This window comes from Streptomyces sp. NPDC005202 (genome assembly GCF_040608235.1).
Lineage (GTDB): Bacteria > Actinomycetota > Actinomycetes > Streptomycetales > Streptomycetaceae > Streptomyces.
The window spans coordinates 182,901-203,257 of the sequence record NZ_JBEXHW010000008.1 but is presented as its reverse complement, the minus strand read 5'-3'; the positions used below and the strand labels follow the sequence as shown (position 1 = coordinate 203,257).

Below are 20,357 nucleotides of genomic sequence, written 5' to 3'. Positions count from 1 at the left end.
GGAAGTCGACCAGCGGCCGGGACACGACGAAGCCCCCGGCCCGCGCGCGGACCAGGGGCTAATGGCTATGTGCCTCGTCACTCGTATTCGCGCAACAACTCTTCGATCTTGCGGTTGGCAATCTCCTGCCGCCCATCGATGCATTTGGCGTAGCGGCTCAGCAGCACCTCAACACTGTTGCCCGCACGTTCGGCCACCTCGGTCGGGTCCACTCCGGAGTTCAGCCACGTCGACAGCGCCGAGTGTCGGAGGTCGTACGGCCGGGCGGCGAGCGGAGAGGCGACGGCGGCCGGCGGGAGCGCCAGCGCCCGAGCCTCCTGCCACACGCGGTAGTAAGTCGAGGAGCCGACCACTCCCCCACGTTCGTTCGTGAACAGTCGCCCGTCCTCCGCGCTGCCGAACGTGTCGAGGTGCTGCCGAAGGATGGCGACGAGTTGGGGCGGGATCGGCACGAGCCGGACCTCTTCGGCCGGCCGGTTCTTCAGGCCACGGTCGTCGTGGGTCTCGCCGGAGTCCGTCCACTGCTTGCCGACACTGGGACGCGTCCGGTTCAGCAGAGCCGACCCCCAGCCGGTCTCCGGCAGCTTCAGGTCTGCTTTGGTGAGGCCGACTGCCTCAGCAGGGCGTAAGGCCCCGTAGTACATGCAGGCAAACAGGCCGACGAGTCGACGACCACGCGCCCGGCCGTATCCACCGACGTACGAGACCGCGGTCAACAGGGACCGAGCCTGCTCCGGATTGGCGACTACGCGGGAATCCACTTCCCCGGCCACCTTCGGCTTCTTCCAGCGAATGGCAGTGATCGGGTTCTCTTTGAACTCGCCAAGATCCACCGCGTAGTGCAGCGCGTTGACGAGCGTCCGGCGCTTACGCCGAACCGTCTCCGAGGCCGCCGCCGTCCCGTCGAGCTTCAGCTTGAGCGAGTCCAAGACGGCCCTGCCGATCGCGGCGTCACCGAGGCCCGAGAGCGGGCGCGACGCCTTGGCCACCCAGTGCAAGGTGTTCGCGATCTCGCTCGGCAATTCGCGATCGTCCGGACCGGGCAGGACGAAAGCCCAGTTGCGAAGCGCCTTCCTGATCAGATCCTCGGACGGCTGCCCCGGACGCTCGTCGAGAAGGGCCATCGTCACGGAGGTCAGCGCCTCATTGATCCCGTTACGTGTGTTCGGCGCCGCGTGCGGCCACTTCACAGCCAGGTACTTCAGAGCGAAGGCGTACCAGGTCATCGTGGCCGCCTTTTCGACCATCGAGTCGGGCAGCCCTGTCACCGTGTCGAACTCTTCGCCGGCATGAGTGGCTCGGAGCAACTTCGACCGGTAGTGGTCCGCAAGCCCTTTGGTACGGAACTGTTCGGAGAACACGTTCCCGACAACGGTCCATCGGACGTCATAGGACGACTTCTTGGTGTTCCGTTTCCTGACGCCCCACACCTTCACGTCGAGAGACTTCACGCTGCTGCCTCCAACTGCCGCAGCCAGGTGGTGAAATCACTCCGCCAGACTCGCAGCTCACCGTTGGGCAGCTTGAAAGCCGCCGGCCCAAGACCCAACTCACGCCAGCGGTAGAAGGTCCGCCGGGATACACCGCCCAGCTCGTCGAGGACCTGGCTCACGGTCATCAGTTCGTCGCGTCGGCGGTCCATGTCGGTTCTCCTTCCGTTCCGAGGGCGGGTTCGAGGGAGGCAACGAGCCAGGTCTCGGCAGCACTGAGCCCTGTACCGGCGAACACCCAGTGGGCGAGGACGAGCGTGGTTTCCTCTTCCGGCGGCATAGCCGGGGCGGCTTGGGCGCGGCGCCAATCGGCGCGTGCGTCACGGAGGGCGCCGAGAGTGGTGGAGTAGCGCCGGGACTTGGTCGAGAAGTGGCCGCGGAAGCCAAGCATGTGAGCCCAGCCCGAAGGCGGAGGTCTGCAAGCTCGGGACGTGCGCCGAGGGACCAGGCGGTTCGAATCATGCGCTGGGCGTGGTCGGTGATGCGGGCTTGGGCCAGCTCGGCGAGGAAGCGGATCGGGCGGTCCAGGGTGCCAGCCGCCGCTTCGGCGCCTTTGGTGGCGTACTTGGCGATGTACGCCGCTACGGCCCGCTCGGTCAGCTCCTGGCCGTCGTCGAAGTCGGCGGAGCGGATCGGGCGGACGTCGAGCTGTCGGCCGAAGACGAAGCCATGGGCACGGCCGTCGATCTCTGGTCCGTCCACGCGTGCAGCGGTGGCAGCAGCGCGAATGGCGTCCGTCAGCAATTCGGCCGACGCCCATGCCGGAGGCTTGGTGTCTCCTCCCTCCGGGCCGTCGAGGCGGATGACCGCGTGGAAGTGAACGGCGCCGCGCTTCTGGTACTCGGCCACCTTCGCGAAGGAGATCCGTGCGTGATCTCGGAACGCGCGCTGGGTGAGGCCGGCTCGCTTGGCGATCTCCCGCCGGAGGTAGATCGAGAAGCGCCGCCACAGGGCACCGGCGTGCGCGTTCCAGAGGACGGCCGCTTCGTAGTCGTACGTGTCCAGGTTGAGCGGAGTGCCCAGAGCGAGGTCCTGCTCGTCGTGACGGGTGCCGCAGCGGCAGTCCCGGCCGCTCGACGGACGATTGTGGACCGGTCCGAAACTCGGCGCGGTGAAGGTGGCGAAGACGCGCGGGTGCGTCGCCACCCGTTCCGACGTGCCCTTGCCGCCACGGAGTCCGGCGGTGATCAGCTGGTAGGTGTCGCGGCGGTACGTCTCGGCACATGCGGCGCAACGAGTGGCGCGGCGGTTGTTGCAGCGGACGAGGAGCTGACCGGCGGGGAGGGTGGCGGAGTCCAGGTGGTGCAGGGCCCGGCCGATCTCGCCGGTTTCCGTGTTGACCGCGTACTCCGTGCGGTGGCCGTCGAGGCGGACGGGGTGGGTGCAGCCGCCCAGGCCGGAGAGTTGGTGGGCCAGCTCGGGCATGGTGCCGAGGGAGGCCAGCATGGAGAGTTCCGCCAGCGGTGGCGGAGTCTGCCGGGTGATGATGGGACTTCCTTTCGGCTGTTTCGGCGGTTGGGAGGACGCCCCGGGGCGGCGGGATGCTTGGCGGCTTGTTGCCGCCCCGGCGGCCGGTCAGTGCTTATTGGCGCCGTTGAGCAGGGAGCGCAGGACCACGGCGGCGATGGCCACGGACACGGCCGATACGGCGACGGCCGCCAGGAGCGCGGTGAGCACGATGCCGACGACGACCACGGCGGCGACCGTGCCCGCGTAGGGGGTGAGCGACCTGCCGGTGGAGGCCACCGGAGCCTGCGTCTGCTGAGGGACGACAGGCGTCGTTGGCAGCGTCGGGACATCGGGCAGCTTGGGGCGGAACATGACGGACCTTCTTGTCACTTGTGGGTGCCGTTGACGACGCCGACCCCGGAGCGGGTGCCGGACTCAATGGCGGGGGCCAGGAAGGTGTGAGAGAGCCAGAAGCCGAACGACGCGATCACGACGGCGACCCAGAGACGGATGCCGAGGAACTTGATCGCAGCCCAGGCGATGACGCCCAGGACGAAGACGAGCGGCAGTGAAACGGTCACGGGACCTCCTCAGCGGGCGGGGCAGCGGTGGGTGCGGGCGGCCAGTTCGGCGGCTGCGCGGCTGTCGTAGTCCGTGGAGAAGCCGCAGCGCGGGGCGGTGCAGGCGGCGGCGTGCTTCTCGCGGCCCCGGCCGTCGTAGTACGTGCCGACCTGGACGGGACCGATGCGGACGACGTTGCGGAAGCGGCGGTTGGCGGGCATGTGCGCTCCTTTCAGAGCTGTGCGGCGATGGCTTCGGCCAGCTGCGCCGGGACGCCGAGCCGTGCGCGGAGGGTCGGGGTGTCGATGTCCGCTCCGGTACGCGTGCGGTGTTCGGCGGCGACCTTCCGGGCGTGGTCGACCAGGGCGGCCGGGACCGGCACCGGGGAAGGGACGATGGCCGGTCGCGGTTCGGGCTCAGGGCCGGTCAGCTCGGGGATGACGGGTGCGGGTTCGCCGGTCGCGTCGTGTGCGGTGTGGGCGAGCAGGGTGCCGCCGAGGAAGGCGACCGCGGGCCATCCGGCGACGAGGATGCGGAGCCAGGCGGGTACGGTGCCCAGGTCGAGCAGGCCAGCGGTGGCGACGTTGGCGCCGAGTGAGGCGGTCAGCGCGACGAGGAACCAGGACCACCCGGCCGCTTTCGTCCCGCCGGAGCGGAGCCGCCGCCAGGCCGCCACCAACAGCAGGTCGACCGAGACCGGATACGCCCACGCCTTCCACCCGTGCTGTCCGGCGGCTGAGGCCAGGTCGTGCAGGTGAGCGAAGGACAGCGCGGCGGCGATGACTGCCTGAACGAGCACCACATCGACGCGGGCCACGTGGGCGCGCATGGTTCGATTCCTTCCAGTGTGGTCAGTCGGTGGACTTGAGCTCATCGGCCCGTGCGCGGGCAGCGGCGGCGACCTCGGCAGCTTCGGTGTCGCCGGGCTGGTCGACAGCAATGCGTTCCAGCAAGTCCGCCTTGCGGCTCATGAGTTCGCGGTAGTCGCCGACTCCGAACTTGCGGTGGTCGGCCAGGTCGGCGATCAGCGCCGTGACTTCAGAAATGGACGGGCGGGACAAGGTGGCTCCCTCGGGTTTTGGACATGGCGGGGTAGGGACTTGGCACGAGACGGACGTGCCGGCCGTTGGGGCGTGGTGAGCGGCTACTCGGCGAGCGGGACTGGCTTGAGCAGCGGTGCCGGGGCATCGGTCGGCCCGAGCGGCACCGCGGGCCGGAAGGGTTCGAGCGCGGGCAGGTCCGGCACCAGGCGAGCCGATTCCCAGCAGATGTCAGCAGCATCGGCGAGGGACAGGAACGGCGTACGGATGCGGGACCAGCCGCCGGAGGTGTCACCGGCCACGGCCAGGCCAGGCCGTTCAGGGGCGATGGCGCAGGCGGCGTAGACCGCTTCGGGGGCGATGTCGCCCAGCGCCATCTTGGCGGAGGCCTCGTCGTTGACGCGATGGCAGACCCGGCCGGTCAACTGGGCCCGCAGCATGGTCGCGCCCTTGCCCAGCTCGGCGCCGAAGCGCTGCCCGCAGACCTCCAGGTAAATACCGGCGGCACGGCCGAGTTGGGCGAGCCGGATGAGCTGTGTGACCATCTCGTCGCGCCGTTCCTCGTCCTTGCGCGTGGCGACGAGGAAGAGTTCGGCCACCTCGTCGACGAACAGCACAACGGGTACCGGGCGTTCGTCCGCGGGCAGGCCCCAGATGTCGGAGGTGATCTCCTCGTCCCGGGTGCCGGGCGCAATCCCCTGCCGTGCCTTGATCAGGTCGTACCGGTCTTCCATCTCCTTCACTAGGACCGGCAGGAGCTCGGCCGCCTGCTCGGGATCGGTCGCCAGCGCCGACAGACGCGGGGCGAAGGGGGCCAGTTCCACACCCCGCTTGCAGTCGATCCCGACCAGCGCGACCGGCTGCTGTGCCAGCCCGGTGACCAGGTGGCGCAGGTACATGGACTTCCCCGACAGCGTCGCGCCGAGGGTGAGCTGATGCGGGATGGTCCGGTAGTCCCGTACGAAGGCCATCGCGTCCTCCCTCAAGGCCACCTGCACCTTGAGGAGTCCGCCACCCGCCTTCCTGGGCATCCGGACGTTGCGCAGCACGTCGAAGCCGACGAGCCGCAGTTCCACCATACCCGGCTTCACGTCCCTGACGTACACGGCGTGAACGCCCCAGGCATGCCGCAGCCGCTCCGCCGAGGCGGCGACATCCGCCGGCTCCTGCCCTGGAGCCAGCCGAAGCCGAAGTCGCAGGCCCGTCGAGGTGGGCCGGATGACTCCCCGGCGAGGAGGCACCGGCCGGATCTCACGGCGAGTCGTCGTCTTGACTGCCAGAGCCCGCAGCCGCGAAGGCTGGACAGTCAGGCCGCATGCCTCCATGACGGAGCCGTACGAGCCGAGGAGCCGGGCCGTCGATATCGGCAGGCCGACCGTGGACCAGTAGACGCCCGGGTGACGAGCCCGGGTGTAGGCGGCCCCGCCACCGAGCCCGGCGAGGGGACCACCTACCTCCAGCAGCGTCAACCAGTCCGGCATCAGGCCGAGGCCTCGACCGGGGCCGGGAAGGCGGCCGGTGTGACAGCGGCAGCACGAAAGGCGATGCCGTGCCGCTGCTGACCGTTGAACACGGTCTCCCACGGCCGCGCCACCAGACCCGGCAGCGAGACCGGAGCACCGAGAGTCAGGCCCTCGGTGATGCCGCTTTCCGGAACGGTGACCTTGATCAGCGAAGACTCGCCGTCCTCGATGTAGACCGCTCCGATCGTCATCAGCGCCTCACCGCTGACGGCGTCCTTGGCGATCTCCCCGGTCTGACGGTCCCGAACCTTGGGTTCCGGAGCTTCGGTCAACAGGATCGTGGCGGCCGAAGTCTCCACACGGATTACACGCACAGAACTGCTCTCCCTTGCGTTGCGCCGCACACGCGTACGGCCGCATTCAGTGACGAATGACCACGCAACGGGAGGTTGACCTCATACCGGCTGGGCGCGATACGCGCCAAGAGCGTTGATGCCAAAGACGCACCCGGCCTGAGTGGGCTGCCTCCCGCTCAGGCCACATGTCTTTTTCGTGGCCCTTCCGCTTACGCACCGGTGCAGGTCTGCCTTCCTGCTCCGGCCCGTTCGCATGTCCGCACGACCCACTCCGCTGGACGCGAAGGGGTGCGCCGACACCAACCACAGTAATCCGTACTCCAAGTACTGTCTAGTACTTCAGGTACCAGTCCGTACTTCGTGTACGCCCAACTCCGCCGCAAGGGTGCGAAGTTCCCCAGAGGGCGGCTGGGCCATGGTCAGCAAGTCCGCTGCGAGCTGCTTCACCATCGGCAGGGCCCGCACCATCTCAGGCGACAGCTCGCGTGCTCTCAACAGGGCTGAGACTGCGTCAGCGACCTGCCGGCGCTGGGCATAGGCCCTGGCAACATCGATCTGAAAACGCGTCTGCCGTTCCGCGGACAGCCCCGACTCGTCGACGGCATGCGCAGCCCGCAGAGCAACTCCGGCGTCCCCCAGGTCGACCGCGACAGCCACCTCGTGCAAGCCGACGTTGGTCGGCCCGAACTCGGTGTTGTAGTCGTTGCGCCCATCACCGACCTGCTCAGCCATCTCACGAGCCTCGCGGAGATACCCGTACGCGTCATCGGCCAGGTTCAACCGAGCAGCAGCGACCGCCCGTTGCAATGTCAGTGCGCCACGCAGCGCCACCGCCTCGGCCTGCCCCGACTCCGCCAGAGGCCGCAGCGCGTCAGCCGCACTCCCGGACACCTGGGCCGCCTGCTCGAAGTGACGGGCGCCGAGAAAGACAAGCGACAAACGGAACTCACCGGCCGCCATCAGCAACGGATCATTCGCCCGCTCTGCAGCGACCACGGAACGGTCGACGGCGATCCAGGCCGCCTCGGGCTCGCCCATGTTCGCGAGCGCGCCACTGCACGTGTGATACATGACCGCCAGCAACCGGAACAATTCCGGACGCTCTGCCTCGGGAACCGAGCGGGTGGCCGACTCAAGCCGAGGAACCAGCCCTTCGAGCAGCTCGGCCAGGTCGGCATAGTTGCCCTGATGCGTGAGCGACCAGGCGCGGTCGACCTCGGCGCGCAACGCCGGGATATCAGGAGAAGCGTTCTGCTGACCGAGAACCGCCTTCAGTGAGTGCGCGGCGCTCAGCACCAGCCGCAGCCGGCTCGCCCCGGGCGGTTCAACTTCGGCCACCGACGCCACGATGGGGGCCTCGGCCGCCAGCTCGGCGACCGGAACCTCAAGGACGTCGGCGACCTTCTCCAGCACGGTCATCCGGTCGACGCGGCGTACGCCCCGCTCCACCTGGGACACCCATGCTTCCGAGCGCCCCAGCAGGCCGGCGAACTCCTTCTGTGACAGCCCCCGGCGCTTGCGATTGAAGGCGATCTTGCGTCCGAGCGCCTTCTGATACTCAGTGCTCAACGTCCACACCCTTGCCGGACACGAAGTCCAGGCGATCAACCTCCGTGGCCGAGAGGTACCGGTCCCGCTCAGAGAGGAAGGCCCGCACGTAGTCCTTCGACTCGTGCTCTTCGAAGGCGTCCTTGTCCCGGTAGAGCTCGTAGAACACGCGCTCCAGCGGACGGCCGTCAACTCGGTGTACGGCGTAGATCACCGTGCCGGGCTCGTTCGCACGGATCTGCTCACCAGTCCGCGCCACGAGGTCATCGAACGCAGCCGCCGCCGCTTCGTCCTTGCAGGTGAAGCGCACAAACAGTCCGAACATGCGAGGTCCTCTCTTCATCGGCATCCAGGTCAGCACCAGACCGCACGGCGAACGCTATGCGCCGGCCGCCCGCACGAAAAGTACGAACCCGCACTCCAGGTGCGCGCACATTCGGTACGGTGCTAGTACTAATTGTACGGCTCTGCATGGTCCGTGTCAGCCAGTCGGCACGGCTGGCACAGAAGGCAGCAGGTCACCCGCCATGGAGGACTCCATGCCCACCCACCGACGCACCTTCCCTGGACATCCCCGAGAACTCCGCGCCGCGCGCAGCTGGACCCGAGCCGCGCTGGACGGCCACCCCCACTCCAACGACGCCGCGCTGATCGTGACCGAACTCGGCACCAACGCCCTTATGCACACCGTCAGCGGCGACACCGCCGGCACCTTCCACGTCACACTCACCGTCTCCGAACTGGCCATCGCCATCGCAGTGACCGACTCGGGAGACGCCAAGACCACACCCGAAGTCCAGCATCCATCCCCCAACACCACCCACGGCCGAGGACTCGGCATGGTCGCCGCCCTCGCCGACAACGTCGTGATCCAGGGCGACAACTCCGGCCGTACCGTCACCGCCGAACTCCGCATCCCGGCAAGCCGCAGCAGCCGTGCGGTCACCACGGAGCTCTCCGCGGACACTCACCCCGGAGACCGCCCGTGCTGATGGACAAGCCCCGACGCGGCTACTGGTGGCTCATGACCCGCCGCCTGGCGAGACCACGCCCGGCGCGAGGGTGAACCGGCCCGGCGCGGGCTCGGCCAGCCAGCCGCGCGCGACCAGGCGTTTCGCCTTCGACCGCAATGCCTCCACCCTCGCCGGCACCACGTCCATGCCGAACAAGGCGGCCATCTCCTGGCAGGTCAGCGGCCCTTGCACTGCGGAGCACCAACACACTGCTGACGGGGACCGATGTGGAAGTCGGGTCCGGGGTGCGCAAGTCATCGTCGCTCGACGGGTTCTGACCGCTGCCCCACCACCGCCGGGCTACGCCATCGCATCACCCAACGGGGGACCCATGCCGACGTACCACGAGATCATGACGACCGATCTGTCAACGCTCACCACGGCCGCCGAACGCTGGGACAGCATGGCGAAGGAGTTCCATAAGCAGGAAGTGGCTACAAGCGGGACGTGCACGGCATATCCATGGGGCAGACCTGGACGGGCCTGAGCGCGGAAGCCGCCAACAAGCGCTTCGACATCACACTGAAGGAGTTTCAGAAGGCCCAGATCGAGGCGAAAGCCATCGCTTCCCTGCTCCGTGATGCGCACACGCAGTTTGCGAGCCTGCGCGGCAAGCTCGAATCGACCCGCAAGGACGCTGTCGAAGCGGGCATGAAGGTGTCCGACCAGGGACTGGTGTCCTTCGACACCGAGAAGCTGAGCCAGGCCGGGCGCACCGCCTGGGTCCACGACCCCGACTATCAGGACAGCGTCCGCAAGTCCGTCAGCTCCTGGCAGCAGCTCATCGATCAGCGTGTGAAGGACGTGGGTGACGCCGACCAGGACGTCCAGACCGCGTTGCAGGCCGTGGTGGTCGACGGAGACATCAGTGATGGCACATTGACCGGTTTCAACGGCCAGGCCCAGGGCGAGGTCGACAAGTACACGGGCCAGAAGTCCGTCGGCACTAAGACCGACGGGTGGGACTCGGAGGGCAAACTCAAGCTGACCGGGCCCGGTGCCGGCTTCTCCGTCACCACCGACCCCAAGTACGGCAAGGAGGGATCGGTCAAGGCGTACGCCGACCTCTTCCACGCGACCGCGACAGGGACGCTGACCAACGGAGACTGGAAGCTCGCCGGGATCGCCGACGGCTATGGAGGAGCCAGAGCCACCGCGAACTACGGATTCAACAACAAGGGCGTCGTCGGCAAGGCCGAGGCCTCCGCAGGACTACGGGCGTTGACCGAAGGTCGGGCCGAGTACGGACCCTACGCCGGTGTCTACGGGAGGGCCGACGGATTCGCAGGTGCCGAGGCAGGGGTCAACGCCAAGGCGACCAAAGACGAGTTCACCGTCGGCGCGAAGGCGTTCGCCGGGGCGAAGGGCAGTGTCGCCGGAGGTGGGGAAGTCGCCGGCATCGGTTTCGGCGCGACGGCCGAGGGGTGGGCCGGTCCCGGTGCGGAGGCCTGGTGGGGCTACAAAAAAGACGACGACGGCAAGTTCCACCTCGGCGGTAAGGCCGGCGTCTCCCCCATCCTCGGCGGCGCAGCGGGATTCGAGATCACTGTCGATCCGGACAAACTGAGCAAGACCGTCGGCGACGCGGCCGACGCAGTGGGTGATGCGGCCGACGCGGTCGGCGACGGCATCAGCTCCGTCAAGGACAGCGTCACCAACTGGTTCTGATCTACTCCCCCTGGAAGGAGGGCCCGAAATGCCAACGACATTGCCCATGCCCATCGAGTTCCGGTTGCCAGAGGGCTGGCTCCCGGCTTACCCGGAAGAGTTCGACGCCGCGGGCGTGGCCTTCGCTGCGGTGCACCCGCAGCCGGATGCCGGGTTCGCCGCAAACATCACCATCGACGGCGAGGTGCCGCCGGACGTCTCGACGCTGGCCGACCTCGCGGATGAGTCGGTGGAGCGCCTACGCGAGGTCGCCGAGTCGGTGGTAGTGGCTCACCGCCGCGAAGTTGGCTCCGCCGATGCGCCCGCCCTGACCCAGCGGCTGACCTTCTCCCCTGTCGTCGACGGCGCGCGCCGCGACCTCGTCCAGTCACAGGTGCACTTGTCCCTGTCGGACGTCGAGGACCCACACAAGCGTGCGGTGATCCGGTTGGCTCTGACCGCCACCGCGGCCCAGCATGACGCCGTCCTGGGAGACTTTCAGGCCTTCGTCCGCACGATTCGCCCGGACACCGGGGCGGGGGCATAGCGATGGGCCGTCTTTGGAACAAGCTGACCGGCACCAAGTATCCCGACGACCGTGTCGGACCGCTGCCGCACATGGAGGTCCGAGCCGCGCTGCTCGCGCTCAACGGGCCGGATGCGCCGTACCGCGTGCGCAACGCTCTCCCTGCCGAGAAAGCCGACCTGGTGGCGGAATGCGAAGTTCGAAGGGTGGGCGTGCGCCTCAAGACGAGGATGCGACTGATCCCGGACAAGCAAGAGGTTCGTTTCCTCCACGAGCGGTGGGAGAACCGTTCGTCTGACAATGCCAACGCTCAGTACGGACGTGGCCACGCACCCGCGGTATACCGGCAGTGGGAGACCGAGCAGGGCCCCGACGGCAAACGGCGCAAGGTCGAGGCGTTCCGCTTCGATACACGAGAGATGACAGACCCCCTGCAGAACGTGGTTCTCAGCGCCGGATGGACCTGGCGGGGAGTGTTCAAGCTCTGATCGGAAGTACCAGTGGGCTGGCCAGGCAAGTGCAAGAGCTTCTGCCGAGCCAGTAGTGGCCTGAGCTTGACCCTGGACGCGCGGCTGTCACTGCGGACGGCAAGGGGCTCGGCAGTACGTGGCACCGATGGCTGCTCGGCATCGGCCTGCGACCCGGAGGTTGCGCGGACCGAGGGTAGCAGGAAGGTCACCCTGAGTGAGGATCGTGCAGCGCCCTTGTTCCCCGCTCATGGGTCGGGGCGCTGCACCACCCGCCGGAACTACACGCACACTCCTCCGGCATCAGTCGTTCCAGCAGGTCTGCCATGAACTGACCAATGACCGCCAGAGCCAAAGGAAGCGATGTCTTCTACCGTTGCGTCACTCCGCAACGACGTCGTCGCTCTCCCCGAGCCCCTGCATGATGCGGTCATTCATCTCCTGCTCTTGGCCGTCGACGCATTTCGCGTAGGTCTTAAGCAGCACGTCCACCGAGTGACCGGCGCGAGCGGCCACCTCCGGCGCGGGAACGCCTGAGTTGAGCCACTGGGAGACACCCGCGTGCCGCAGGTCGTACGGCCGAGCCGCCAGAACGGACGAGGCCTGTTCGGGCGGGAACGCCAACCTTCGGGCTCGCTTCCACGCACGCGAGTACGACGAAGCAGCCACGACGTTGCCCCGCTCGCTGGCGAACAGCCGGCCGTCCTCCGCCGTGCCGAACTCCTTGACGTGGTCCTGGAGCATCCGCACGAGCGGGGGCGGTATCGGCACGATGCGTACCTCGCCGTCCGCCCGCTGTTTCAGACCGCGCCGGTCGTGCGCCTCGCCGGAGTCGGTCCACGCCTTCCCGGCGGTGGGTCGGGTCTCCACGAGGTCGATCCGGCCCCAGCCCTTCTCCGGGAGCGTGCAGTCCGAGAGACGCAGGCCCAGCGCCTCACCGGGCCGCATAGCGGCGTAGTACAGGCAGCCGAAGAACGCCCTCAGCCGTCGACCACTCGCCCGCTCATAGCCACCGACGTACGTGATCGCCGCCAACAACTCCCGCGCCTGCCGAGGATTGACCACCACTCGGCGGTCGACTTCCTGCACGGCCCGCTTCCCCCGCTTGCGCCGAACTCGGCTCAGAGGGTTCGAGGGCAGCATCTCCAACTCCACGGCGTACTCAAGGGTGTTGAAGACCACCGCACGGCGCCGGCGGTAGGTCTGCGTGGCCGCAGGCTTGCCGTCGAGCTTCTGTGTGAGTGCGTCGATCAGGTTGTGCGCGCGGGTGATCTCCTGGAGTTCCGCCACCGGCAGCGAGGCTTTCTCGATCCACTTCGCCGCCGACGCGATCTCCTCGGGCCGCTCGCGCTCCCGCCGAGGCGGAGGCAGCACGTAGGAGCGCAGTGCCCGCCTGAGGTCAGCCGGGGCAGGTCGGCCGCGGACCGGCTTGACCAGTGCGGGGCTTGACCAGTGCGGGCAGGACGGTCGCCAGGGCGTCGGTCATGCTGTCGCGCTGCTTTGCCGAGGCTTCCGCCCACCGGGCATCGATGTACTTGAGTGCCAGGCCCAGAAACGACAAGGCCGCTTTGCCACCGCGTAATGAGTCCGGCAGGCCGGTAACGGTGTCGAATGGCTCGCCCTTGTCCGCCGCCCGAAGCAGCTTCGCGCGGAAGCCGTCGGCCAGCGCCTTCGTCTTGTGCGACTCGTGGAAGGGTTCGCCGTCCACGGACCAGCGGACGAGGTACGTCGGTTTCTTCGCAGAGCGGTTGATGCTGAGCTTCCAGATGACGACCTTGTACGACTTCACGACGCCACCCTCTCTGCACGCTCCTGCAACCAGTCGTTGAGCACGTCACGGCGAACGCGAAGCTCACCGTTCGGCAGGCGGATGCAGGCCGGAGCGAGGCGCAGTTCCCGCCAGCGGTAGAAGGTGCGTCGGGAGATACCGCCCAGTTCGTCAAGCACCTGCCGGACCGTGAGCAGTTCAGCCGACTTGGCACCGCTGTCACGCGCCATGGACACCACCGCCCTCCCGCACCGAGGCAGCCAGGAGAGCCGCTTCCGGCGAGTAGCCACGCCCCGCGTAACGCCACTCGCCGACCGTGACCGTGGGGTGGTCGGCCCAACGCCGGCCGCGGCCTCGATCTGATCGAGCGCCATCTGTCGACACCCGCGTCGCCGCCCTCGCTGGTGAGCTCCGGGAGCGGGCGCTGGGGATCGCCGCCCGGTTCGACGCGCGCAACGGCAACGACTATCAGAGCACCCGGCTGAAGCGGTGGATGGCCGTTGGGCCGGTCGGGGAGTTCGTGCCGTTGTCCGCGTTCTCCCCTGGAGCACGCGCAGCGTGAGGCCGCGGACCTGATGGCCGCTCACGGACTGGACGAGGACGATCTGGGCGAATCGGATTAACAACGCAAGCCACCGCACAGCCGTTGACGTGACATGCCGCACGGGACTTCGGGGTCACCCGCTCAACCATGAGGCATATCAGGGCGGTTGAGGGTATTCGTACATGCGTCCTGTTTGGGAGGCTTATCTAGCCCCATGGCCTTTCTAACCTTCGTTCCGTTCACTTGAGGTGGTCTGCCATATGGCAGTTCGCGTCACAGGAAGCTGTAACGGATATATCCCATTCATCCGAGATGCCAGAAGTCCCCATCACTCCCCACGTCGTGAGCGCCGCCGAGGTCATCCCCGGCGACCTGGTCGCCCTGTCCCAGGAGGACGTGGAGCGGCAGCGGTGGCGTGTCGTGATGCACACCCTGCCCGAGTCCCCCGAGACGATTCGGGTGACGCTGCGGCCACCGCTCGGCGGGGTGGACCGCGACGAGGTCCTGGAGCGGCAGCGGCGGGTGACCCTCGCCTGTCGGCGGTTGGATGTGGGGGGCGTTCCGCTGGTGTCGTCGCTGCGGCTCGACGGGGTCGTGTTCCGGGACGGGGACCGCGTGAGCCGGCTGCGGGCCGTGGATCCGGAGGGCGTCGAGGTGACGTATGTGCGGCGGTGGGGGGTGTGGCATCGGGATCTCGACGAAGGAAGCGGTGAGACCCTCTCCGATGCCGAGGTGCGGCGGTGGGCCGAGGAGGCCGATCGGGAGGGGTACGTCGTACGGCATCGGCCGCGCCCCGTGCGGGAGGCCTCCGTCCCGGCGCCGCGGCGAGTCGTCGTCACCGGGCTCGGGACTGTGACGCCGCTCGGTGTCGGCGTGGGCGAGTTGTGGCAGGGGTTGCTCGACGGGCGGCATGGCATAAGGGAGTTGGAGGGAGGGGAGTTCGACGGGCTGCCCGTGCGGGTGGCCGGGGTCGTGCCGGTGGATCCCGGGGAGTTGCTGCCGCGGCCGGCTGCTCGGCGGATGAACCGGGCCGCACAGTTCGCCGTGCTGGCCGCCCGGGAGGCCTGGGCCGATGCCGGGTTCGCGGAGGGCGGCACCCGGGAGAGCGGGCTTGATCCCGAGCGGGTGGGGGTCAGTCTGGGGGCCATCCTCGGGGATGCCTCCGTGCTGGTCGGCGGGGACCGGAAGCTGCGGGACAAGGGGCCGCGGGCCGTGTCGCCGCTCACCAGGCCCATGACCGTGCCCTCGCAGGCCGCTTCCCAGGTCTCACTCGACCTGCACATCACCGGTGAGGCCCGCACCGTGACCAGTGCCTACGCCTCCGGGACCGAGGCGATCGGGCAGGCCATCGACCGCATACGGTACGGCCGCGTCGACGTCGCCCTCGCGGGTGGGGCGGAGGCCGTCGTCACACCGGCGATCATGGCCTCGTTTGCGGCCATGCGGGCCCTGTCCGACCTCGGGCTCGAGGACAGTTCCTCGCCGTCGCGGCCCTTCGCCAAGGATCGTGACGGGTTCGTCAACGGGGAGGGGGCCGGGCTGCTCGTACTCGAGGCCGAGGAGCATGCCCGGGCGCGTGGGGCCCGGATCTACTGCGAGGCCGCCGGATGGGAACTGTCCGCCGACGCGCATCACATGGCCGCGCCCGATCCGACGGGCAGCGGGGTCGCGGTGGCGCTGCGGCGGGCGGTGCGGGATGCCGCGGGGCATGTCGTGGAAGTCGTTCACGTCAATGCGCATGCCATGGCCACCGTGGAGGGGGATCTGGCCGAGGCGGGGGCGTTGCGGCCCGTGCTCGGGCAGCGGGACGTGCCGGTGACCGCGCTCAAGGGACACCTCGGGCATCTGCAGGGGGCCGCCGGGGGTGTCGAGGCCGTTGCGGCCGTGCTCACCCTGCACCACGGGGTGGTGCCGCCGACCGTGGGGTGCACGGAGGTCGACGAGGAGATCGGGCTGGACGTGGTGACGGGGGCGCCGCGTGCGTTGCCCGGCGACGGGGATCTTGTGCTGAGCAACTCGTTCGGCTTCGGCGGGCACAACGCGGTGCTGGCGCTGCGGCGCGTTCGGTAGGCCGCAACGCCGCGGCCGGCAGCCGACGAACGCCTTGGGGGCTTGCGGTCGGTTCGGCACCGCCGGGCTCCGCCGCCTTGGGTGAGCGCCGTTGCGGGCGAGCGCCGCCGTGGGCGAGCGCCGCCGCGGGCGAGCGCCGCCGTGAGCGAGCGCCGCCGCGGGCGAGCGCCGCCGTGAGCGAGCGCCGCGGCGGGCGAGCACCGCCGCGGGCGAGCGCCGCCGTGAGCGAGCGCCGCCGCGGGCGAGCACCGCCGCGGGCGAGCACCGCCGCGGGCGAGCGCCGCCGCGGGCGAGCGCCGCCGTGAGCGAGCGCCGCCGTGAGCGAGCGCCGCCGTGAGCGAGCGCCGCCGCGGGCGAGCGCCGTCGCGGGCGAGCGCCGCCGTGAGCGAGCGCCGTTGCGCGGAGAAGAGAGTGCGGCGGGAAGAGGGCGCCGCGGACCAGAGAGTGCCACGAGGAAGAAAGGGCCGCGCGGCAGAAAGTGCGGCGGGGAAGACGGCAAGCCCCCTCGCAAGGCACCCGGGGAACGAACAGGGAGCAGCCAAGCGCTCCTCAAGCCGTCCGCTTGCGGGCTGCCGTCTTCTTTGCCGGGGTCTTCTTTGCCGGGGTCTTCTTGGCCGTCGTCCTGCTGCTCGACGCGGTCTTCTTCGCGCCCTGTGCCGACTTGGACGTCGACGTCTTTGCCGATGCCGTCGACTTCTTCGCTGCCGTCTTCTTCGCCGTGGACGTCGACTTCTCGCCGGCCGCCTCCTTGGGGGCGGCGCGCGTCGACTTGCGTCGTGGGAGGTGTCTGACCTCGGCTTCCTCGGCCGCCTCGGCCTGCTCCCCCACCTCCTCGCCCCGGGACTGCCTGGCCGCTCGGACGCTCTTCTCCAGGGCGGCCGTCAGGTCGAGGACCTTTCCACCGCGGGCGGGTTCGGGGGCCTGGGGGGGTGCCTCGCCGGCGGCCTTTGCCGCGATGACCTCCTCCAGGGCCTCGCGGTACTCGTCGTGCAGGTCATCGAGGTCCACCTCGCCGAGGGTGTCCATCAGGGCGTCCGCGAGGTCGAGCTCCTTGTCACGGACGGTGACGTTGGCGTCCGGGACGACGCCCTCCGGGGCGCGGATCTCGTCCGGCCACAGCAGGCCGTGCATCGCGATGACGTCGTCCACCACGCGCAGCATGCCCAGGCGCTCGCGGCCGCGCAGGGCGAACTTCGCGATCGCGATCTTCTGGCTGCGCTTGAGGGTCTCGCGCAGCAGCGTGTACGGCTTGGCGGCGGGGGTGCTGCTCGCGGCGAGGTAGTACGCGTTCTCCATCTGGAGGGGATCGATCCGGTCGGCCGGGACGAAGGCCACGATGTCGATCGTCTTCGCGGTAGGGAGCGGCAGGTGGGCCAGGTCCTCGTCGGTGATCGGGATGACGGTGCCGTCGGCGTCCTCGTAGCCCTTGCCGATCTCCGCCTGGGTGACCTCGCGGTCCTCCAGCTCGCAGAACTTGCGGTAGCGGATGCGGCCGCCGTCCTCCAGGTGGATCTGGCGGAAGGAGATGGTGTGGCTCTCGGTGGCGTTCACCAGCTTGATCGGGATGTTGACCAGGCCGAACGAGATGGCGCCGTTCCAAATGGATCGCACGTGCAGCACCTTCCGGATATATGTCGGACGGTTTGTGGCGATTTTCGTGGGATTCTCATCGTATGACGCCGATCACAGAGGTGGAGGGACGACGGCTCACGCTCAGCAATCTGGAGAAGGTGCTGTATCCGGCGACCGGCTTCACCAAGGGCGAGATGCTGCACTACTACGCGACGATCGCCGACGCCCTGCTGCCCCATCTGAGGGACCGGCCGCTGTCCTTCCTGCGGTACCCGGACGGGCCCGACGGCCAGGTGTTCTTCGTCAAGAACGTGCCGCCCGGTACGCCCGAGTGGGTCACCACCGCCGAGGTGCCGCGGTCGGAGGGGCCGGCGCGGATGGTGCTGGTGCAGGACCTGCCGAGTCTGATGTGGGCGGCGAATCTGGTGACCGAGTTCCATACGCCGCAGTGGGTGATCGGGGCGCCGGGGGAGGCGGACCGGCTGGTGTTCGACCTCGATCCCGGGCCGCCGACGACCGTGGTGGAGTGCTGCCGGGTGGCGGTGTGGCTGCGGGAGCGGCTCGCGGCGGACGGGATCGAGGCGTACGCGAAGACGTCCGGGTCGAAGGGGTTGCATTTGCTGGCCGAGGTGCGGGCGGCGTCCAGTGAGCGGACGACGGAGTACGCGAAGGGGCTGGCCGTGGAGGCGGAGCGGGCGATGCCGCGGCTGGTTCTGCACCGGATGACGCGGAGTCTGCGGCCGGGGAAGGTGTTCGTCGACTGGAGTCAGAACGCCGCGCGCAAGACGACGGCGGCGCCCTACACCCTGCGGGCGCGGGCCGAGCCGATGGTTTCGGCGCCGGTGACGTGGGAGGAGGTGGAGGAGTGCCGGGTGCCGGAGCGGTTGGAATTCATGGCTTCGGACATCGTTCCCCGGCTTCAGGACTACGGCGATCTGCTGGCGCCGCTGCTGGACGTCGAACGTGCCCGCCCCTTGCCCTGAACATCACGTGCGCCCGCGCAACCCGGCGTCACCGGGGCCGCCCGCGCACCCCAGCGTCACCGGGCCACCCGCGCCCACCCGTTCCGCCCCGGGGGGCTACTGCCCGCGGGCCGGGAGGGACAGGAGGAGCGTGAGAGGCAGGAGAGGCGGGAGGAGAGACCGGAGGGGCGGGAGCCCAGGTGCAGCACTTGCGCGGAGCCGGGGTCCGGGGGTGCAGTTCCCCAGCGAGGCCCGCACCAGCGCACAGTTCCCCGCCCCCCTACACCCGCGTCCACGTGTGCCGGTCCCGGGCCATCGCATGCAGCGCCTCCACATCCGCCGGCTTCAGCACACCCCCCAGCCGGGCCAGGCCCTCCAGCTCCGTGTCCTGGAGGATGCGGACCTCGCGGGGCGGGGTGGTCACGCGGAGGTCGGCGGGGCCGGCGAGGGCCAGGACCGGGTGAACCTCGGCCGTCAGGGCGTAGGAGGCGCGGTCGGCGTCGGCGCGGACGCGGCGCAGCAGCGGCTGCGCCTCGCGGCGGCCCAGCGTGACCACGGGGTCGGCGACCAGCACCCGCTGCTTGCGGGCGTACAGGGTGTGGACGGCGAAGAGGCCGCCGGGGCCGATCACCAGGTGGTGGATGCGGTCCCCGCCGGGCAGCGGGATCGAGTGCAGGGCGTGCCAGCCCGCACCGTCCAGGCGGTCCAGCGCCTCTCCGACCGTCTGCTCGGCCGTGAGCGCCCGGCGGCGCGGGTCCGGGCGGAGGCGGTGTGCGGGGCCCGCGTCCCGGTCGAGGGCGATCAGCAGGGCCTCGCCGGGGCGGTTGGGCGCCAGGTCGTCGTCCGGGTGGAGGGAGAGGCGGGCCAGCTCCGCGGGGGTCGGGACGGGGGGCGGGCCCACCATGACCGGACCGGTCAGGAAGGGGCCCAGCGCCTCCAGCACGTCGTCCCTGTGATCCTCGCTGAGCAGGTTGACTCGGGCCGCCTCTCGGTCGTACCAGGCGACGTTCCTTCCGTCGGCGTGGCAGACGTACAGCCGTTCCTGTCCGTGGCGCCAGGCCGGTATGACGCGGAGTCCGCTCATGCACCATCACCCCATGACCATGGGAACAGGCGGGGTGCTCCAGGGGCAAGAACCCGGCTACCTTTGAGAGCAGTTGGGGGGAGTTGGGGAGGCGCTGTTGCGGACCCGCAGAAAGCAACCCGACGTACCGGCTCCGGACAGCCCGTGGAACGAGATCGTGCCCGGCCTGTGGATGGGCGGGCACGAGTTCAATGGTCCCTCCGGGCAACTGGAATTCGCCGTCGTGCGGGACGAGTTCGATCTTGTGCAGACCCTGCTCAGGCTGCCGGGGCACGGGCCCGACCCGTGCGTCGAGCACCATGTGTGGCCGATTCCCGACGGGCCGCTGGACGGGACGCAGCTCGCGGGCGTGATGCGGCTGGCCGAGGCCGTCTGCGACGCGCTCGACGAGGGCCGCCGGGTCCTCGTCCGCTGCTACCACGGGTACAACCGCTCGGGTCTGGTCGTTGCGCACGCCCTGATCCGCCGGGGGCGCTCCGCCGACGAGGCGATCCGGCTGATCCGCGCCCGCCGCTCCCCCTGGGCGCTGCACAACGAGTTGTTCGTCGACTACCTGCGGGCCGGGCTGTCGACGGCCCGGTTGCTGGAGGAACTGGCGGAGTGACCGCCGAGGAGCCGTGCAGCCGTGCAGGCCGGCAGACGGGCAGGCGTGCAGGCCGGCAGACGGGCAGCCGGGCAGGCCGGCAGACGGGCAGGCGTGCAGGCCGGCAGACGGGCAGCCGGGCAGGCCGGCAGACGGGCAGCCGTGCAGGCCGGCAGACGGGCAGCCGGGCAGGCCGGCAGACGGGCAGCCGTGC

At 69.4% G+C, this 20,357-nt stretch carries 23 protein-coding genes and 2 pseudogenes; 7 read left to right on the top strand and 18 right to left on the bottom strand.

What is annotated here, in order from left to right; all coding sequences use genetic code 11:
- Positions 1–77 precede the first annotated feature (77 nt).
- The 12 genes and pseudogenes from ABZV31_RS15940 to ABZV31_RS15885 all read right to left on the bottom strand — a co-directional run bounded on the left by ABZV31_RS15940 (position 78) and on the right by ABZV31_RS15885 (position 8,232).
- Positions 78–1,451, bottom strand: coding sequence for a tyrosine-type recombinase/integrase (locus ABZV31_RS15940; protein WP_355893543.1), 1,374 nt, complete (start codon positions 1,449–1,451; stop codon positions 78–80).
- A complete protein-coding gene (locus tag ABZV31_RS15935) occupies positions 1,448–1,642 on the bottom strand; it encodes a helix-turn-helix domain-containing protein (protein ID WP_355893540.1) in 195 nt (64 codons plus the stop codon). The genes ABZV31_RS15940 and ABZV31_RS15935 overlap by 4 nt, the downstream gene beginning before the upstream one ends.
- Positions 1,618–2,936 (bottom strand): annotated as a pseudogene (locus ABZV31_RS15930) (replication initiator). Before ABZV31_RS15930 ends, ABZV31_RS15935 begins: the two are co-directional and overlap by 25 nt.
- Before the next feature lie 129 nt (positions 2,937–3,065).
- A complete protein-coding gene (locus tag ABZV31_RS15925; protein ID WP_355893538.1) occupies positions 3,066–3,311 on the bottom strand; it encodes a SpdD protein in 246 nt (81 codons plus the stop codon).
- A gap of 14 nt (positions 3,312–3,325) precedes the next feature.
- Positions 3,326–3,520 (bottom strand): hypothetical protein, encoded by a 195-nt coding sequence (locus ABZV31_RS15920; protein WP_355893535.1) that lies wholly within the window; start codon positions 3,518–3,520, stop codon positions 3,326–3,328.
- A 9-nt stretch (positions 3,521–3,529) separates the two neighbouring features.
- Complete coding sequence (locus ABZV31_RS15915) at positions 3,530–3,721, bottom strand: mobile element transfer protein (RefSeq protein ID WP_355893532.1); 192 nt, start codon at positions 3,719–3,721, stop codon at positions 3,530–3,532.
- 11 nt (positions 3,722–3,732) lie between these two features.
- The gene (locus ABZV31_RS15910) at positions 3,733–4,329 is read right to left on the bottom strand and encodes a DUF2637 domain-containing protein (protein ID WP_355893530.1); all 597 of its coding nucleotides are present in this window, start codon (positions 4,327–4,329) and stop codon (positions 3,733–3,735) included.
- 22 nt (positions 4,330–4,351) lie between these two features.
- Complete coding sequence (locus ABZV31_RS15905) at positions 4,352–4,561, bottom strand: hypothetical protein (protein ID WP_355893527.1); 210 nt, start codon at positions 4,559–4,561, stop codon at positions 4,352–4,354.
- Between the two features lie 83 nt (positions 4,562–4,644).
- A complete protein-coding gene (locus tag ABZV31_RS15900) occupies positions 4,645–6,021 on the bottom strand; it encodes an FtsK/SpoIIIE domain-containing protein (protein WP_355893524.1) in 1,377 nt (458 codons plus the stop codon).
- Positions 6,021–6,377: a hypothetical protein gene (locus ABZV31_RS15895; RefSeq protein WP_355893521.1), complete on the bottom strand. Its 357-nt coding sequence runs from the start codon at positions 6,375–6,377 to the stop codon at positions 6,021–6,023. Before ABZV31_RS15895 ends, ABZV31_RS15900 begins: the two co-directional genes overlap by 1 nt.
- A gap of 321 nt (positions 6,378–6,698) precedes the next feature.
- Positions 6,699–7,937: a helix-turn-helix transcriptional regulator gene (locus ABZV31_RS15890; RefSeq protein ID WP_355893518.1), complete on the bottom strand. Its 1,239-nt coding sequence runs from the start codon at positions 7,935–7,937 to the stop codon at positions 6,699–6,701.
- Complete coding sequence (locus ABZV31_RS15885) at positions 7,918–8,232, bottom strand: antibiotic biosynthesis monooxygenase (protein WP_355893515.1); 315 nt, start codon at positions 8,230–8,232, stop codon at positions 7,918–7,920. Before ABZV31_RS15885 ends, ABZV31_RS15890 begins: the two co-directional genes overlap by 20 nt.
- Before the next feature lie 214 nt (positions 8,233–8,446).
- Between ABZV31_RS15885 and ABZV31_RS15880 the strand changes: the two genes are divergently transcribed.
- Positions 8,447–8,899: an ATP-binding protein gene (locus tag ABZV31_RS15880; RefSeq protein ID WP_355893513.1), complete on the top strand. Its 453-nt coding sequence runs from the start codon at positions 8,447–8,449 to the stop codon at positions 8,897–8,899.
- Between the two features lie 30 nt (positions 8,900–8,929).
- Here ABZV31_RS15880 and ABZV31_RS15875 read toward each other — a convergent pair.
- A pseudogene (locus tag ABZV31_RS15875) lies at positions 8,930–9,109 on the bottom strand (hypothetical protein); the annotation flags it as partial.
- Between the two features lie 273 nt (positions 9,110–9,382).
- On the opposite strand from ABZV31_RS15875, the gene ABZV31_RS15870 reads away from it, so the two are divergent.
- The 3 genes from ABZV31_RS15870 to ABZV31_RS15860 are packed head-to-tail and all read left to right on the top strand — an operon-like array spanning position 9,383 to position 11,581.
- Positions 9,383–10,588 (top strand): hypothetical protein, encoded by a 1,206-nt coding sequence (locus tag ABZV31_RS15870; protein ID WP_355893510.1) that lies wholly within the window; start codon positions 9,383–9,385, stop codon positions 10,586–10,588.
- 28 nt (positions 10,589–10,616) lie between these two features.
- Positions 10,617–11,114, top strand: a complete 498-nt coding sequence (locus ABZV31_RS15865) for a hypothetical protein (protein ID WP_355893508.1) — start codon at positions 10,617–10,619, stop codon at positions 11,112–11,114.
- Between the two features lie 2 nt (positions 11,115–11,116).
- Positions 11,117–11,581, top strand: coding sequence for a hypothetical protein (locus ABZV31_RS15860; RefSeq protein ID WP_355893506.1), 465 nt, complete (start codon positions 11,117–11,119; stop codon positions 11,579–11,581).
- Positions 11,582–11,941: 360 nt separating this feature from the next.
- Here ABZV31_RS15860 and ABZV31_RS15855 read toward each other — a convergent pair whose 3' ends face one another.
- The 3 genes from ABZV31_RS15855 to ABZV31_RS15845 are packed head-to-tail and all read right to left on the bottom strand — an operon-like array spanning position 11,942 to position 13,558.
- Positions 11,942–12,934 (bottom strand): site-specific integrase, encoded by a 993-nt coding sequence (locus ABZV31_RS15855; protein ID WP_355893503.1) that lies wholly within the window; start codon positions 12,932–12,934, stop codon positions 11,942–11,944.
- 25 nt (positions 12,935–12,959) lie between these two features.
- Positions 12,960–13,349: a hypothetical protein gene (locus ABZV31_RS15850; protein WP_355893500.1), complete on the bottom strand. Its 390-nt coding sequence runs from the start codon at positions 13,347–13,349 to the stop codon at positions 12,960–12,962.
- Positions 13,346–13,558: a helix-turn-helix domain-containing protein gene (locus tag ABZV31_RS15845; protein ID WP_355893497.1), complete on the bottom strand. Its 213-nt coding sequence runs from the start codon at positions 13,556–13,558 to the stop codon at positions 13,346–13,348. Before ABZV31_RS15845 ends, ABZV31_RS15850 begins: the two co-directional genes overlap by 4 nt.
- Before the next feature lie 626 nt (positions 13,559–14,184).
- Here ABZV31_RS15845 and ABZV31_RS15840 point away from each other — a divergent pair.
- Entirely contained in the window at positions 14,185–15,942 is a 1,758-nt protein-coding gene (locus ABZV31_RS15840) for a beta-ketoacyl-[acyl-carrier-protein] synthase family protein (RefSeq protein WP_355893494.1), read from the top strand.
- Between the two features lie 549 nt (positions 15,943–16,491).
- Here ABZV31_RS15840 and ABZV31_RS15835 read toward each other — a convergent pair.
- Entirely contained in the window at positions 16,492–17,553 is a 1,062-nt protein-coding gene (locus tag ABZV31_RS15835) for a Ku protein (protein WP_355893492.1), read from the bottom strand.
- A gap of 62 nt (positions 17,554–17,615) precedes the next feature.
- Between ABZV31_RS15835 and ligD the strand changes: the two genes are divergently transcribed.
- On the top strand, positions 17,616–18,497 hold the full coding sequence (gene ligD, locus ABZV31_RS15830) for a non-homologous end-joining DNA ligase (protein ID WP_355893490.1): 882 nt from the start codon (positions 17,616–17,618) through the stop codon (positions 18,495–18,497).
- 259 nt (positions 18,498–18,756) lie between these two features.
- Here ligD and ABZV31_RS15825 read toward each other — a convergent pair whose 3' ends face one another.
- The gene (locus tag ABZV31_RS15825; RefSeq protein WP_355893488.1) at positions 18,757–19,560 is read right to left on the bottom strand and encodes a nuclease-related domain-containing protein; all 804 of its coding nucleotides are present in this window, start codon (positions 19,558–19,560) and stop codon (positions 18,757–18,759) included.
- 97 nt (positions 19,561–19,657) lie between these two features.
- Here ABZV31_RS15825 and ABZV31_RS15820 point away from each other — a divergent pair, with 97 nt between their 5' ends.
- Positions 19,658–20,164: a dual specificity protein phosphatase family protein gene (locus tag ABZV31_RS15820; RefSeq protein WP_355893486.1), complete on the top strand. Its 507-nt coding sequence runs from the start codon at positions 19,658–19,660 to the stop codon at positions 20,162–20,164.
- The last annotated feature ends 193 nt before the right edge of the window (positions 20,165–20,357 follow it).